Below are 13,763 nucleotides of genomic sequence, written 5' to 3' on the forward strand. Positions count from 1 at the left end.
TTTATTCCCGAACAATAATATTTATTCAGCTTCTTATGCCATTTTGTTCACTTGCGATTTTCGTCGCAACCGTGGGAGCCGGCTTGCCAGCGATGCCATCCCTGGCTCGCCCGCTTCCACAGTGATGCTCAGGTCAACAGGTTTTTCAGTGCCGCCAGCTCCTGCGCCGTTGCGCCTTTGATGAACAGCTCAATCTGGCTCAGAGTGTCGGGCAGGTTCAGATGCTCGGGCTGGATCTCTTCGCCGGTACTGACCAGCAGCGCAAAGTGGATCACGTTCTCCAGCTCCCGGGTGTTGCCCGGCCAGCTGTGACGTTCCAGGACGCGCTGGGCACTGGTGCTGATAAAGGGCACTGGCAGGTTCAGGCGCTGGCTATAAATGCCCAGAAAGTATTCCGCCAGCGACAAGATATCCCCGGGCCGTTCGCGCAAGGCCGGCAAGTCCAGGCGGCCTTCGCTGAGGTAGTGATACAGCCGTTCGTGGAACTTGCCGGCACTCACTGCCTGCGCCAGATCAATGCTGGTGGCCGCGACCAGGCGCACGTCTACCGGGCTCGGCTGATGGGCGCCCACGCGGGTGACTTCGTGGGTTTCCAGGGCGGCCAGCAGCTTGACCTGAATTGCCAGCGGCAAATCGCCGATTTCGTCCAGATACAACGTGCCGCCATTGGCCGAGCCGAACCATCCGGCACGGCTGCTGGCCGAACTGTTGTGTGCACCCGGGGCGTAGCCGAACAACTCTGCGTCGGCATAGGTGGGGCTGATCGCACCGCAGTTCACCGATACGAACAGGCCGGCGCGATCACTGCCACGGTGGATGTGGCGGGCGAGCAACTCCTTGCCGCTGCCGGTCTCGCCGCGAATCAGTACCGGCAACGCGCGTGGTGCCAGCTGTTCAAGGTCGTTGCGTAGCTGGCGCGAGCGCGGATCAACGAATACCAGCGCTTTGGCGCGAATACTCAACGGGCTTTTTTCAGCGTCGGGAAAGGTCAGCAATGGCTGACCGAAGGTTTCATGCAGGCTCATGGCTGGCTCCCGCCCGCCGCCGATGGGTGGGCGCGGGCGTTACAAAAAATTCATGCGCGGCGCAGTGCGCCTTGCTCGATGCGGGTTTGCAGGCGGTACAAAAAGGCGAACCCTTGTTCCCAGCGCTGGTGACCGGATTTGACGTTGATATGTCCGGCGCCGCTGATGATCCCGATCTTGGCACCCCACTGGCGGGCAAACTCCATGGCCCGTGGCGCGCTGACCGCGGAGTCGTTATCGGAGCTGACAATCTGGCTCGGGAACGGCAACGGTTGCCGGGGAATCGGTGCAAAGTTACGCAAGGCCGGGGCGCATGCCGGGCGTTCGACATCGGCCGGGGCCACCAACAAGGCACCGCGTACCTGGCTCAGCAGGCTGGACGGCGCGCGCTCGGCCCAGTGCGCCACCGTGATGCAGCCCAGGCTATGGGCAATCAGAATCACCGGGGTGCTGTCGGCGGCAATCGCTTCGGCCAGAGCTGCGATCCAGTCTTCACGCCGCGGCGTCAGCCAGTCGTCCTGCTCCACCCGGGTACTGTTCGGTAAGCTGTTTTGCCAGTGGGTTTGCCAATGATCGTCGGACGAACCTTGCCAGCCCGGCACTATCAAATAGCGTATCGATTCGTTGCCCATGGGTGTGCGTCTCCAGCGGTATGTGTGTTACCGAGTCAGTATAGGGACGGTTTTTAGATTCTCTAAGGAATAAGAAGCTATTTATTAATAACCAAAAAATCATTTTCGGCGCTGGGCTAAGCTCAGCACATCGTCCACTCCAAGAGCTGCCGCCATGAAAAGCCTGGTCGACCATCTAAGCCAATACGCCGCTTACCACCGTGACCCGCGCAATATCGTCAGCCATTTCATTGGTATCCCGCTGATTGTGGTGGCTGTTGCGGTGTTGTTGTCGCGCCCGCAATTGGCAGGGGTTTCTCCCGCGGTGCTGCTGACGCTGGGGGCGGCGGTGTTTTACTTGCGCCTGGAGCTGCGCCTGGGGCTGTTGATGACGCTGCTGTTGGGTCTTGCCGTATGGCTGGGGCACAGCCTGGCGGCGCTGAGTACAGGCGCGTGGCTGGGCTGGGGGGTTGGCTTGTTTGTTGTCGGCTGGGGGATTCAGTTCGTCGGGCATTACTACGAAGGGCGTAAACCGGCGTTTATCGATGACGTGACCGGGCTGATCGTGGGGCCGCTGTTTGTGGTGGTGGAGCTGGGCTTTTTGCTGGGCTGGCGCGGGGATTTAAAGCGCGAGATCGAGGCGCGGCAGGTTTGACTGTGTGGGAGCCCGCTTGCTGGCGATGGCTGCATCGCTGGCAAGCCAGCTCCCACAGCCTTTTGTCAGCCTTTGAATGCCTGATGCAGCTGGGCCAGCGTCTCAAAGTGGTATTTGGGGGCGAAGGAATTCAGCTCTTCAAAGCTGCCAAAACCATAGCCCACGGCTGCCGCGTCCATGCCGTTGTCCCGGGCACCGATCAGGTCATGCTTGCGGTCGCCGATCATCAGGGTCTGGGTCGGGTCCAGCCCTTGCTCCTGCATCAAATGGGCAATCAGCTCGACCTTGTTGGTGCGGGTGCCGTCCAGTTCGCTGCCGTAGATCACTTTGAAGTGTTTGGCGAAATCAAAATGCCGGGCGATTTCCCGCGCGTAGACGTGGGGTTTGGACGTCGCGATAAACAGCTGGCGGCCCTGCCCTTGCAGCTCTTCAAGCAGTTGCTGGACGCCGTCGAAGACGTGGTTTTCATACAGGCCGGTGACCGCAAAACGCTCGCGATAGAAGCCCATCGCTTCCCACGCCCGAGCCTCGTCAAAGCCATAGGTGGCCATGAACTGTTGCAGCAGGGGCGGGCCGATGAAGTGTTCGAGTTTGCTCAGGTCGGGCTCATCAATGCCCATTTTTCCCAGGCCAAACTGGATCGAACGGGTGATGCCTTCACGCGGGTCGGTCAGGGTGCCGTCGAGGTCGAACAAAACGTTTTGGTAATGCATGCAGGGCTCCAGAATGGTGAGCTTAAACCGGCTGGTCGTAGCCTTCGGCCAGGTGCTGGTCTTTGAGTTTTACGTAGTTGCCGGCGCTGTAAGTGAAGAAGGCCTGTTCTTTTTCGGTCAGTTCGCGCACTTGCCTGACCGGGCTGCCGACATACAGAAAGCCGCTGGCCAGACGTTTGCCCGGGGGAACCAGGCTGCCGGCACCGACTATTACCTGGTCTTCGATGATGGCGCCGTCCATGACGATGCTGCCCATGCCGATCAGGATACGGCTGCCCACGGTACAGCCATGCAGCATGACTTTGTGCGCGATGGTCACGTCATCGCCGATCAACAGCGGGAAACCGTCCGGATTAAAGGGCCCGGCGTGGGTGATGTGGAGCACGCAGCCGTCCTGCACGCTGGTGCGCGCGCCGATGCGGATGCGGTGCATGTCGCCGCGGATGACGGTCAGCGGCCAGACAGAGCTGTCGGCGCCGATCTTGACATCGCCGATCACCACCGCCGAGCGATCGACAAAGGCGCGCTCGCCCAGGGTCGGTGTGTGCTGCTGGAACGGACGAATGGACACAAATTGCTTCCTTCTTTAGCAGTGATAGGGCGTAGCAGTGCTGCGGTCTGCAGCGATTGTAATTAAGATGGCCCAATGTTTCTTCAAGCCAAGGTGCCTAACGTGAGCGAGAACAACCCTCTTTTGCAGCCCTACGACCTGCCGCCGTTCTCGGCGATCCGTCCTGAGCACGTACAGCCGGCCATCGAGCAGATCCTCGCCGACAACCGCGCCGGCATTCAAAAAATTCTCGCCGACCAGGGTCAGAAGCCGACATGGGCCGGCCTGGTATTGGCGATGGATGAGTTGAACGACAGACTGGGCGCCGCCTGGAGCCCGGTCAGCCACCTGAATGCGGTGTGCAACAGCGCCGAACTGCGCGAAGCCTACGAGGCCTGCTTGCCTGCATTGAGCGCCTATTCGACCGAGATGGGCCAGAACCGCGAACTGTTCCAGGCCTTCGAAGCCCTGGCCCACAGTCCGCAAGTAGCGGACTTCGACCAGGCACAAAAAACCATTCTCGAGCATTCGCTGCGTGACTTCCGCCTGTCGGGTATCGATCTGCCGCCAGCCGAGCAAAAGCGCTACGCCGAGGTGCAGAGCAAGCTGTCGGAGCTGGGCAGCAAGTTTTCCAACCAGCTGCTGGACGCGACCCAGGCCTGGACCAAGCACATCACCGACGAAGCTGCGCTGGCGGGCCTGACAGAGTCGGCCAAGGCGCAAATGGCGGCAGCCGCCCAGGCCAAAGGCCTCGACGGCTGGCTGATCAGCCTGGAATTCCCGAGCTACTTCCCGGTCATGACCTACGCCGAAGATCGCGCCCTGCGTGAAGAAGTCTATGCCGCGTACTGCACCCGTGCCTCGGACCAGGGCCCGAATGCGGGCAAGTTCGACAACGGCCCGGTGATGGAAGAAATCCTCGACCTGCGCCAGGAACTGGCCCGGCTCCTGGGTTTTGCCAGCTTTGCCGAGCTGAGCCTGGCCACCAAAATGGCTGAAACCCCGGATCAGGTGCTGACCTTCCTGCGGGATTTGGCCAAGCGCAGCAAGCCATTTGCCGTCCGCGATCTGCAGCAGTTGCAGGCCTATGCTGCCGAGCAGGGTTGCCCAGAGCTGAAAAGCTGGGACAGCGGGTTCTTTGGCGAAAAGTTGCGCGAGCAGCGTTACAGCGTGTCCCAGGAAGCACTGCGGGTTTACTTCCCGATCGACAAGGTACTGGGCGGCCTGTTTGCCATTGTGCAGAAGCTGTACGGCATCGAAATCGCTGAAATCAAGGGCTTTGATACCTGGCACACGGACGTTCGACTGTTCGAAATCAAGGAAAACGGCCAGCACATCGGGCGTTTCTTCTTTGACCTCTATGCCCGCGCCAACAAGCGTGGCGGTGCATGGATGGACGGCGCTCGTGATCGCCGCCGCACAGCTGCCGGCACCCTGCAAAACCCGGTGGCCAACCTGGTGTGCAACTTCACGCCGGCGGTTGCGGGCAAGCCTGCGTTGCTGACCCACGATGAAGTCACCACGTTGTTCCACGAATTTGGTCACGGCCTGCACCACATGCTGACCGAGATCGAGCACGCGGGCGTGTCCGGTATCAACGGCGTGGCCTGGGATGCGGTCGAGTTGCCGAGCCAGTTCATGGAAAACTGGTGCTGGGAACCTGAAGGCCTGGCGCTGATTTCCGGTCACTACGAGACCGGCGAAGCCCTGCCCAAAGACCTGCTGGACAAGATGCTCGCGGCCAAGAACTTCCAGTCCGGGCTGATGATGGTTCGCCAGCTGGAATTCTCGCTGTTCGACTTCGAATTGCACGCCACCCATGGTGACGGGCGCAGTGTGGCGCAGGTGCTGGACGGTATCCGCGACGAAGTGTCGGTCATGCGTCCGCCGGCCTACAACCGCTTCCCCAACAGCTTTGCGCATATTTTTGCCGGCGGTTACGCGGCGGGTTATTACAGCTACAAATGGGCTGAAGTGCTGTCGGCGGATGCTTTCTCGCGCTTTGAAGAAGAAGGCGTGTTCAACCCGCAAACCGGCAAGGCTTTCCGTCAGGCGATTCTGGCCCGGGGCGGTTCGCTGGCACCGATGGAGTTGTTCAAGGACTTCCGTGGTCGTGAGCCTTCGATCGACGCGTTATTGCGTCACAGCGGTCTGACCGAGGACGCGGCAGCATGAGTGACACACCGGTGAACGTGACCAAAAAACGCTTTATCGCCGGGGCTGTCTGCCCGGCGTGCAGCGAGCCTGACAAGTTGATGATGTGGAACGAAGATGACGTGCCGCACCGCGAATGCGTGGCCTGCGGTTATTCGGACACGTTGAATGAACAAGGCCTGTCGGTGCCCAAGGAATTGGGTACGCGGGTGAATGTTTCAGCCCTGAAAAAAGCCCCGGACCCCAAGGTCCAGGCCGTTCAGTTTTTTCCGAATCCGAAGCTGAAAAAACCGGAATAAAACACCTGTTGCAGGAGCGAGCAAGCTCGCTCCTGCAACAGGTGTTGCTGTCAGCCCTTCTGCCATACCTTCGGCTTGAAGAACAACGTCTGGCCACGGGCCAGATCGGTCAGGCTGTCGTGGTCCTTGACCACTTCAACTTCGATTAGCTCGCTTTGCCCTTCAACTTTCAACGTCACCCGGGTGGTCGCACCCAACGGGCGGATGTCGCGTACCTCGGCACCATGGTGGTCTTCGAGTTCATGCCGCGACAGCGACACTTCGTGCGGGCGGAACAGCAGGTGCTGGTCTTCACCGACATGCAGGCGGTTGGAGTCGCCCAGAAAGTGGTACACGAAATCGCTGGCCGGGTTTTCGTAGACTTCGCCCGGTGAGCCGATCTGCTCGATCACACCCTTGTTCATGACCACGATGCGGTCGGCGACTTCCATCGCTTCTTCCTGGTCGTGGGTCACGAATACCGAGGTCAGGTTGATGTCTTCGTGCAGGCGCGCCAACCAGCGGCGCAGCTCTTTACGGACCTTGGCATCAAGCGCGCCGAACGGTTCGTCCAGCAACAGCACCTTGGGCTCTACGGCCAGGGCGCGGGCCAGGGCGATACGCTGGCGCTGACCACCGGACAATTGCTCAGGGTAACGATCCGACAACCAGTCCAGTTGCACCATGTTCAGCAGTTCATGAACTTTTTCGGCGATGCGGGTTTCACTCGGGCGCTCTTTTTTCGGCTTCATGCGCAGGCCGAAGGCGACGTTGTCGAACACCGTCATGTGGCGGAACAGGGCGTAATGCTGGAACACGAAACCGACGTTGCGATCGCGTACATCGTGGCCCGAGACGTCTTCACCGTGGAACACGATGTTGCCTTCGTCCGGAGTTTCCAGGCCTGCGATGATGCGCAGCAAGGTGGTTTTGCCACAGCCGGACGGGCCGAGCAGGGCCACCAGTTCGCCGCTGTGAATGTCCAGGTTGATGCTGTTCAGGGCCTTGAAGGCATTGAAGTTCTTGCTGACGTTACGGACTTCGATCGACATGGTTTATTCCTCCGCGGCGCTGGCGCGCAGGCGGTTAATACGGGATTCGCTCCACTGCTTGAGCAGCAGGATGAAGAGCGCCAGGATCAGCAACAGGGTGGCCACAGCGAAGGCGGCAACGTGGTTGTACTCGTTGTAGAGGATCTCGACGTGCAGCGGCAGGGTGTTGGTCACCCCGCGAATGTGCCCGGAAACCACCGACACCGCGCCAAATTCGCCCATCGCCCGTGCAGTACACAGCACCACACCGTAGATCAGGCCCCATTTGATATTGGGCACCGTGACGTGCCAGAACATCTGCCAGCCATTGGCGCCCAGCAGGCGTGCGGCTTCTTCTTCCTGCGTGCCCTGCTCCTGCATCAGCGGGATCAGCTCACGGGCGACGAAGGGCACGGTGACGAAGATGGTTGCCAGCACAATACCCGGCAGCGCGAACACGATCTGGATGTCGTGGTCCTGCAGCCATGGGCCCAGGAAGCCCTGGGCGCCGAACATCAGCACGTAGACCAGACCGGCGATGACCGGCGATACCGAGAACGGCAGGTCGATCAGGGTGACCAGGATGCTTTTGCCGCGGAAGCTGTATTTGCTCACGCACCAGGCTGCGCTGACGCCGAACACCACGTTCAGCGGTACCGAAATCACCACCGCAATGATGGTCAGCTTGAGTGCCGACAGGGCGTCGGGTTCGAGAATGGCGTCGAAGAACGTGCCGACGCCCATTTTCAAACCCTGGGACACCACGATCAGCAGTGGCAGCAACAGGAACAGGGTGAAAAACAGCCAGCCGAAGCCGATCAGCAGGCGCCGCGACAGCGGGCTGCCACGGCGGGCGGCGTTGGCTACGGTCGAGGCGCTCAGTGTTGAATTGGACATGGTCAGGCCTCCTTCACGGTTTTTCGATGCGCCGCTGAATCAAATTGATCACCAGCAGCAAAATGAAGGAAACCACCAGCATCATCACGCCAATGGCCGTGGCACCGGTGTAGTCGTATTGGTCCAGCTTGACCATGATCAGCAGCGGCAAAATTTCAGTTTTGAACGGCATGTTGCCGGCGATGAAAATCACCGAGCCGTACTCGCCGACGCCACGGGCAAAGGCCAGGGCAAAACCGGTCAACCAGGCCGGCAACAAGGCCGGTACCAGGATGTAGCGGAACACTTGCAGAGGCTTGGCCCCCAGGCAGGCGGCGGCTTCTTCGATTTCACGGGGGATATCGGCCAGCACCGGCTGCACGGTACGCACCACAAACGGCAAGGTGACGAAGGTCAGTGCCAGGGTGATACCCATCGGGGTGTAAGCGATTTTGAAGCCCAGGTCGGCAGCGAACTGGCCGATCCAGCCGTTGGGGGCATACAGCGCAGTCAGGGCAATACCCGCTACGGCAGTCGGCAGGGCAAATGGAAGGTCGATCATGGCATCGATGACCTTGCGCCCGGGGAAGGTGTAGCGCACCAGGATCCAGGCCAGCACAGTGCCGATTACACCGTTGATGATCGCGGCAAAGAAGGCCGTACCAAAGCTCAGCTGCAATGCAGCCAGCACTCTGGGGGCGCTGATGATGGCCCAGAACTGGTCCCAGGTCAGTTGGGCGGCATGTACAAACATCGCCGCCAGTGGAATAAGCACGATGAGGCTGAGGTACACCAAGGTGTAACCCAGCGTCAGCCCGAAGCCGGGTATGACGGGGGAGATACGACGCGACATAAAAGTCCTTGGTTAACGCACGAAGCCCGCAAACCGATTGCGGGCTTAATGTTCTAGCTTTCAGCGAGGCTAACGCCCCGCTCCCACAGGTTATTGCGCCTGGTAGATCTGGTCGAACACGCCACCGTCATTGAAAAATTTCGGTTGCGCAGTCTTCCAGCCGCCGAAGTCTTTGTCGATAGTCACCAGTTCCAGTTTCGGAAACTGCGCGGCGTATTTGGCAGCGACTTTTTCGTCACGGGGACGGTAGAAGTTCTTCGCTGCTATTTCCTGACCTGCCGGGCTGTACAGGTGCTCGAGGTACGCTTTGGCGATCTCGGCATTGCCTTTTTTGTCGGCGTTTTTGTCGACTACAGCTACTGGCGGTTCGGCCAGAATCGACAGTGAAGGTACGACGATGTCGAACTTGTCAGCGCCGCCATCTTCTTTCAGGGCCAGGAAAGCTTCGTTTTCCCACGCCAGCAGTACGTCGCCCTGACCGTTGTTGACGAAGGTAATGGTCGACCCACGTGCACCGGTATCCAGCACCGGTACGTGTTTGAACAATGTTTTCAGGTATTGCTTGGCTTTTTCCTCGTCGCCACCGTTGGCTTTAAGGCCATAGGCATAGGCTGCAAGGAAGTTCCAGCGTGCGCCGCCGCTGGTTTTAGGGTTCGGGGTAATCACCGACACCCCGTCTTTGGTCAAATCAGCCCAGTCCTTGATCCCTTTAGGGTTGCCCTTGCGCACCAGGAACACGATGGTCGAGGTGTAAGGGGTGCTGGCATCCGGCAGGCGGGTCTGCCAGTTTTCCGGCAGGGAGCCTTTATTCAGTTTGGCGATTTCGTCGATGTCACCGGCCAGGGCCAGGGTCACTACGTCGGCACGCAGGCCATCGATGACGCCGCGCGCCTGTTTGCCCGAGCCGCCATGGGATTGCTGGATTTTGACGTTATCGCCGGGATGGCTGGCTTTCCAGAAATTGGTGAATTCTGCGTTGTAATCCTGGTACAGCTCACGGGTCGGATCGTAGGAAACGTTGAGCAATTCGTAATCTTTGGCCACAGCGGAGCCAGCAAAAATGGCACTGGCCAGCGCGGCCAAAGCGTAACGGCGTAGGGACATAGGTGAGGCTCCAAAGCATGCGTTTTTAGTTTTTATAAGCGTACCCGGCTGAGTACGCGCTCAACGATTCAGCTGGTTTTCTGGGTGGAGTTCTGCAGCCGGAATTTCTCTTTACGTTCGATTTGAACCACCTGAGCGTTGTGCACGGTGATTTCCACAGCACCAAAGCGCAGGTCTCGAAGCGCGCTCTGGATTTCCCGCAGAATGGTGGCTTCGTCCTGACCGTCAACGCTACGCAGAGATGCGCTCATGGTGTGCTCCTGAAAGATGGAATGGCTGGCGTGGGGGCAATAGTAGTGAGGCGGGGATATTCTTAAAAATACTATTTAAGAATGCTTATATAACTGAAAACTCATTTCTCCCTGAATGCCCGGATAACGCTCGGCTGCAGGCGCGCGCTGGCGTGGCATAGGCACAAAGCTATTTGGTTGCAATGGCGGGCGGATGCCGATGCGAGCAAGATTGCGCCTGCTGAGATTCGATTTGATCAGGCGCAAATGACGACTGCGACTACACTCCCAGAGCCTCGCCTGCGCGTCGACGCGAGGCAGGTACGACACGCTGCTTTACAAAGGTGGGAACTATCACTGGACAGCCAGCGACAGTGCGATCACTTTAGAGCGGAAGTCGTCTTTTCCTGCATAGTCTGGAGTCTTTATGTCGTTTACCCCTGAGTTGGTTGCCGAACTGGAAGTCCTCGCACAATTTAGTCTGGACAGTTCCCAGGAGGGTTTGAAAGTCCATCAAAGCGCTGATAAAAAGCTGGTTGAAGCTGCCAAGCGCCTGTATGCAAAAGATCTGATCACTCAGCCGGATGGTGGTTACCTCACGAGCCTGGGACGTGATGCAGTTGAACATGTGCAAACCCTGTTGACGATTCTGACTACCAAGCCTTTTGTAGCCGTACCCCTGGCAGAACTTGCCTGACGCCACGCATCGCCCTCGGGATCTAAAAGAATCATGATTCCGCGGGCACACTTCCTGCCCCGCGTAAAAAATCTGACGTCAAAAACACAATCGTTCTAAGCCTTTCTTGTGGCTGGCTGTAAACTCCCGTTCTGTAGCTCCCTACTCTTTCTTACCTGGCGAGCCGGTTTGAGTGTGAAATGACACCCCACCCTGAAATGCATTGCGCCTTCCATGAGGGAGTTGACCGACCGATTCTCAATCAACTGCGTGGGCGCTTCCTGACGGTCAATCAAGGACGTCTGGCCCGTGCAATGGAAGGCCTGGCACCACGTCAGCAGCGATTGCTGAACCTGCTGGCGTTGCTATTTCATGTGAACCACCCGTTATTGCCCGGCTATGTGTCGGACTGCACCCCGGCCGGGGTGTCAGGTTATGAACCCGATGCCGACACACTCGCCCTTGCGCAGCATCTTGTCTGCAACTTTTCCTACACGAGCTGTTCAGCCAGGCCGCAGTTGATTCATGGGCTTTTTTTGATGGGCAGTCTGGGGACGTTGGCCCAGACCGATCAAAGCGACATGGATGTGTGGCTTTGCCATGGTCCGGATTTGTCGCAAGTGGCGTTGCAGGCATTGCGCAACAAATGCCATCGCCTGGAGCAGTGGGCGGCGAGCCAGGGCTGTGAAGCCCACTTCTATCTGATCGACGCGCAGCGCTTTGCGCGGGGCGAACGTGAGGTTCAGCCGTGTTCGGGCAATGGCAGCACAACGCAGCACAATTTGTTGCTCGATGAGTTTTATCGCACCGCCATCTGGCTCGCGGGGCGCATACCGCTGTGGTGGTGGGTGCCGGTCAATGCAGAAGTCCGGTATGACGAGTTCACCCGTAATTTGTTGAGCAAAGGCCTGATCGGATCCGGTGAGGTGATTGATCTGGGGCATCTGGCGCACATTCCGCCAGGCGAGTTCCTGGGCGCCGGGCTGTGGCAATTGTTCAAGGGCATAGAGTCGCCCTACAAGTCGGTGCTCAAGCTGTTACTGATTGAGGTCTATGCCAGCGAGCACCCGCAGGTGCACTGCCTGAGCCTGAGTTTCAAGCAGGCGGTATACGCCAACCAGTTGAATCTCGATGAGCTGGACCCTTACGTGGTGGTGTACCGGCGTATCGAGCGCTACCTGATTGCCCGTGGTGACCTGCGACGACTGGAACTGGTGCGCCGCAGCCTGTACCTGAAGGTTAATTGCAATCTGACCGGCAGCGCCGTACCGCGCGGGGTGCCGTGGCAGCGCCAGTTGCTTGAGCGCCTTACCCGGGAGTGGGGCTGGGGGGAGTGTCAGCTGGCTTCGCTCGACAATCGTTCGCAGTGGAAGGCTGAAGAGGCCTGCCACGAACGCCTGGCGCTGGCTCAAGAGCTGAGTGTCAGCTATCGGTTTTTGAGCCGGTTCGCCCTTGATGAGCAGGCTGGCGCGCTGCAAAGAAGCTGGGGTAGCGCCGCGAAGCCGAGCGCTACCGTCGTGACGTCGGGGGCTTAAGCGGTAAAGTCGGCGGGGGCTTTTGGCTGGTATTCCACTTCGAGCAGTTCCAGCTTGAGGGTTTTGCCGCCCGGCGCTGGCCAATTGATGTGCTGGCCTACTTGCAGACCCAGCAGTGCGCTGCCAACGGGTGCCAGAATCGAAATCTTGCCTTCGTCCGCATTGGCGTCCTTGGGGTAAACCAGGGTCAGGCGATAGTCCTTGCCACTGCTTTCTTCGCGGCAATGGACACGCGAGTTCATGGTCACAACGCCAGCAGGCACTTCTTCGTGGCCGACGATGGTTTCGGCGCGATCGAGTTCAGCTTGCAAAGCCTCAACGCCAGGAGTCGTTTCCGGCAGGCTGTCGATGAGTTGCTCAAGACGCTGAACGTCCAGACGGGTGAGGATGAGTGGGGTTGGGGTGCTCATGACCTGGCAGACTCCTTTTTTCTGCACAAAAAAGCAAAACCCCGCCGGAAAATGGCGGGGTTTTGACGAACCTCGTTAGTGCGAGGCGAACCCGGACACTACCACAGCAAAATAAATACACAAGCTGGTGACAGTGATCCGGGGTCAGTGGCCTGGCATGCGGCGTTGCCGGGCCTGTTCACAAATCACCCGACGCCGCTGGTCGTCTGCCGAGCGCCACTCGCGGATATCTTCAACGTGGCGAAAGCAGCCCAGACACACTTTGTGTTCATCCAGCCGGCAAGTGCTGATACATGGGGACGGCACTGCCGGACTGATATTGCTGTACAGGGGTTTAGCGGGTTTAGCAGGAGCAGTCACAATCAGATCTCTTCAAATTCCAGCTCGGCGCCTGCGTGTTCCTTGGTCAGCCGATGGACCATTTCGCTGAGCAACTCGTCGCTTTTATCGCACTTCCACGAACTGCGTTTTTCATCGTAGTCAAAGTGAAAACCGCCATTGGGAGCGGCAAGCCAGAGCTGAAGCACAGGTGCCTGGCGGCTGAAGATCAGCGCTTTGCCATTCTCAAACTTGACCGTCAGGATTCCGGCGGAATTTTCTACATCTACGTCCAGATTACAGTCGTCGAAGATGTCTTCCAGATTTTCCTGGGTGGCATCGACCAGATCGTGAAAACGGGCTTCAGTCAAACTCATGGTGGAACCTCGTAGTGTCTAGTCATGCTCGGAACTCGCAAGATACGGGCGCTCCAGGCCGATTGCAAACCCTAAGACAGCGTTCGGCCAACCACCACTGATTATCCAGACAGGTGCTCCTGTTCGAGCTGTCTGCTGCATAGGCAAGCTGGTAGGCGCTGGGTATACTCGGGCGCAATTAACGCTTTCCAAAGGATTTCGCCATGAAGCGCCTGATCTCTTCTATTGCTGCGCTCGTCGCGGTCGCCTGCCTTGTTTCTGCCTGTGGTCAAAAAGGTCCGCTGTATCTGCCCGATGACAGCCAAAACCCCGATGACCAAGCGAAATCGTCGCAATCGCAAGCGCATAAGCACCAATAAGGGAACAC

17 protein-coding genes and 1 pseudogene are annotated in these 13,763 nt (G+C 58.8%); 6 read left to right on the plus strand and 12 right to left on the minus strand.

Annotated features, from left to right (window positions below; all coding sequences use genetic code 11):
- Positions 1-128 precede the first annotated feature (128 nt).
- Both FEZ21_RS03730 and FEZ21_RS03735 read right to left on the minus strand, forming a co-directional pair.
- Entirely contained in the window at positions 129-1,025 is an 897-nt protein-coding gene (locus FEZ21_RS03730; RefSeq protein WP_003437926.1) for a sigma 54-interacting transcriptional regulator, read from the minus strand.
- A 50-nt stretch (positions 1,026-1,075) separates the two neighbouring features.
- Positions 1,076-1,657, minus strand: a complete 582-nt coding sequence (locus FEZ21_RS03735) for an alpha/beta hydrolase (protein ID WP_003437925.1) — start codon at positions 1,655-1,657, stop codon at positions 1,076-1,078.
- A 154-nt stretch (positions 1,658-1,811) separates the two neighbouring features.
- On the opposite strand from FEZ21_RS03735, the gene FEZ21_RS03740 reads away from it, so the two are divergent.
- Positions 1,812-2,291: a DUF962 domain-containing protein gene (locus FEZ21_RS03740; RefSeq protein ID WP_160626474.1), complete on the plus strand. Its 480-nt coding sequence runs from the start codon at positions 1,812-1,814 to the stop codon at positions 2,289-2,291.
- Positions 2,292-2,356: 65 nt separating this feature from the next.
- Here the strand turns inward: FEZ21_RS03740 and FEZ21_RS03745 are convergent, their stop codons facing one another.
- Together FEZ21_RS03745 and FEZ21_RS03750 are read right to left on the minus strand one after the other, a co-directional pair.
- On the minus strand, positions 2,357-3,004 hold the full coding sequence (locus tag FEZ21_RS03745) for an HAD family hydrolase (RefSeq protein ID WP_003437923.1): 648 nt from the start codon (positions 3,002-3,004) through the stop codon (positions 2,357-2,359).
- 22 nt (positions 3,005-3,026) lie between these two features.
- The gene (locus FEZ21_RS03750) at positions 3,027-3,575 is read right to left on the minus strand and encodes a gamma carbonic anhydrase family protein (RefSeq protein WP_160626476.1); all 549 of its coding nucleotides are present in this window, start codon (positions 3,573-3,575) and stop codon (positions 3,027-3,029) included.
- A gap of 75 nt (positions 3,576-3,650) precedes the next feature.
- Between FEZ21_RS03750 and prlC the strand changes: the two genes are divergently transcribed.
- Both prlC and FEZ21_RS03760 read left to right on the plus strand, forming a co-directional pair.
- The gene (gene prlC / locus FEZ21_RS03755; RefSeq protein ID WP_165439556.1) at positions 3,651-5,729 is read left to right on the plus strand and encodes an oligopeptidase A; all 2,079 of its coding nucleotides are present in this window, start codon (positions 3,651-3,653) and stop codon (positions 5,727-5,729) included.
- Positions 5,726-6,007, plus strand: a complete 282-nt coding sequence (locus FEZ21_RS03760) for a YheV family putative zinc ribbon protein (RefSeq protein WP_003437919.1) — start codon at positions 5,726-5,728, stop codon at positions 6,005-6,007. The genes prlC and FEZ21_RS03760 overlap by 4 nt, the downstream gene beginning before the upstream one ends.
- Positions 6,008-6,057: 50 nt before the next feature.
- Here the strand turns inward: FEZ21_RS03760 and FEZ21_RS03765 are convergent, their stop codons facing one another.
- From FEZ21_RS03765 to oscA, 5 genes are all read right to left on the minus strand, one after another.
- Positions 6,058-7,038, minus strand: coding sequence for a sulfate/molybdate ABC transporter ATP-binding protein (locus FEZ21_RS03765; protein ID WP_003437918.1), 981 nt, complete (start codon positions 7,036-7,038; stop codon positions 6,058-6,060).
- Between the two features lie 3 nt (positions 7,039-7,041).
- Positions 7,042-7,914 carry a sulfate ABC transporter permease subunit CysW gene (gene cysW, locus FEZ21_RS03770; RefSeq protein ID WP_003437917.1) on the minus strand — a complete coding sequence of 291 codons (873 nt, stop codon included), beginning with the start codon at positions 7,912-7,914 and terminating at the stop codon, positions 7,042-7,044.
- A 13-nt stretch (positions 7,915-7,927) separates the two neighbouring features.
- The gene (gene cysT / locus FEZ21_RS03775) at positions 7,928-8,746 is read right to left on the minus strand and encodes a sulfate ABC transporter permease subunit CysT (protein ID WP_003437916.1); all 819 of its coding nucleotides are present in this window, start codon (positions 8,744-8,746) and stop codon (positions 7,928-7,930) included.
- 90 nt (positions 8,747-8,836) lie between these two features.
- Positions 8,837-9,850, minus strand: coding sequence for a sulfate ABC transporter substrate-binding protein (locus FEZ21_RS03780; RefSeq protein ID WP_003437914.1), 1,014 nt, complete (start codon positions 9,848-9,850; stop codon positions 8,837-8,839).
- Between the two features lie 68 nt (positions 9,851-9,918).
- Entirely contained in the window at positions 9,919-10,101 is a 183-nt protein-coding gene (oscA, locus tag FEZ21_RS03785; protein ID WP_003437913.1) for a sulfur starvation response protein OscA, read from the minus strand.
- Positions 10,102-10,507: 406 nt separating this feature from the next.
- Here oscA and FEZ21_RS03790 point away from each other — a divergent pair, with 406 nt between their 5' ends.
- Both FEZ21_RS03790 and FEZ21_RS03795 read left to right on the plus strand, forming a co-directional pair.
- On the plus strand, positions 10,508-10,777 hold the full coding sequence (locus tag FEZ21_RS03790; RefSeq protein WP_003437912.1) for a TIGR02647 family protein: 270 nt from the start codon (positions 10,508-10,510) through the stop codon (positions 10,775-10,777).
- 179 nt (positions 10,778-10,956) lie between these two features.
- Positions 10,957-12,231 (plus strand): annotated as a pseudogene (locus FEZ21_RS03795) (class I adenylate cyclase); the annotation flags it as partial.
- 56 nt (positions 12,232-12,287) lie between these two features.
- Here the strand turns inward: FEZ21_RS03795 and rnk are convergent.
- The 3 genes from rnk to cyaY form a co-directional block, all read right to left on the minus strand.
- Positions 12,288-12,701, minus strand: coding sequence for a nucleoside diphosphate kinase regulator (rnk, locus tag FEZ21_RS03800; RefSeq protein ID WP_003437910.1), 414 nt, complete (start codon positions 12,699-12,701; stop codon positions 12,288-12,290).
- A 144-nt stretch (positions 12,702-12,845) separates the two neighbouring features.
- Positions 12,846-13,067, minus strand: coding sequence for a DUF1289 domain-containing protein (locus tag FEZ21_RS03805; RefSeq protein WP_165439565.1), 222 nt, complete (start codon positions 13,065-13,067; stop codon positions 12,846-12,848).
- Positions 13,064-13,396 (minus strand): iron donor protein CyaY, encoded by a 333-nt coding sequence (gene cyaY / locus FEZ21_RS03810; RefSeq protein ID WP_003437908.1) that lies wholly within the window; start codon positions 13,394-13,396, stop codon positions 13,064-13,066. The genes FEZ21_RS03805 and cyaY overlap by 4 nt, the downstream gene beginning before the upstream one ends.
- Before the next feature lie 203 nt (positions 13,397-13,599).
- Between cyaY and FEZ21_RS03815 the strand changes: the two genes are divergently transcribed.
- The gene (locus FEZ21_RS03815; RefSeq protein ID WP_010656736.1) at positions 13,600-13,755 is read left to right on the plus strand and encodes a lipoprotein; all 156 of its coding nucleotides are present in this window, start codon (positions 13,600-13,602) and stop codon (positions 13,753-13,755) included.
- Positions 13,756-13,763 lie beyond the last annotated feature (8 nt).

It is taken from the genome of Pseudomonas sp. 9.1(2019), from assembly GCF_009910445.1.
Classification (GTDB): Bacteria; Pseudomonadota; Gammaproteobacteria; order Pseudomonadales; family Pseudomonadaceae; genus Aquipseudomonas; species Aquipseudomonas paraversuta.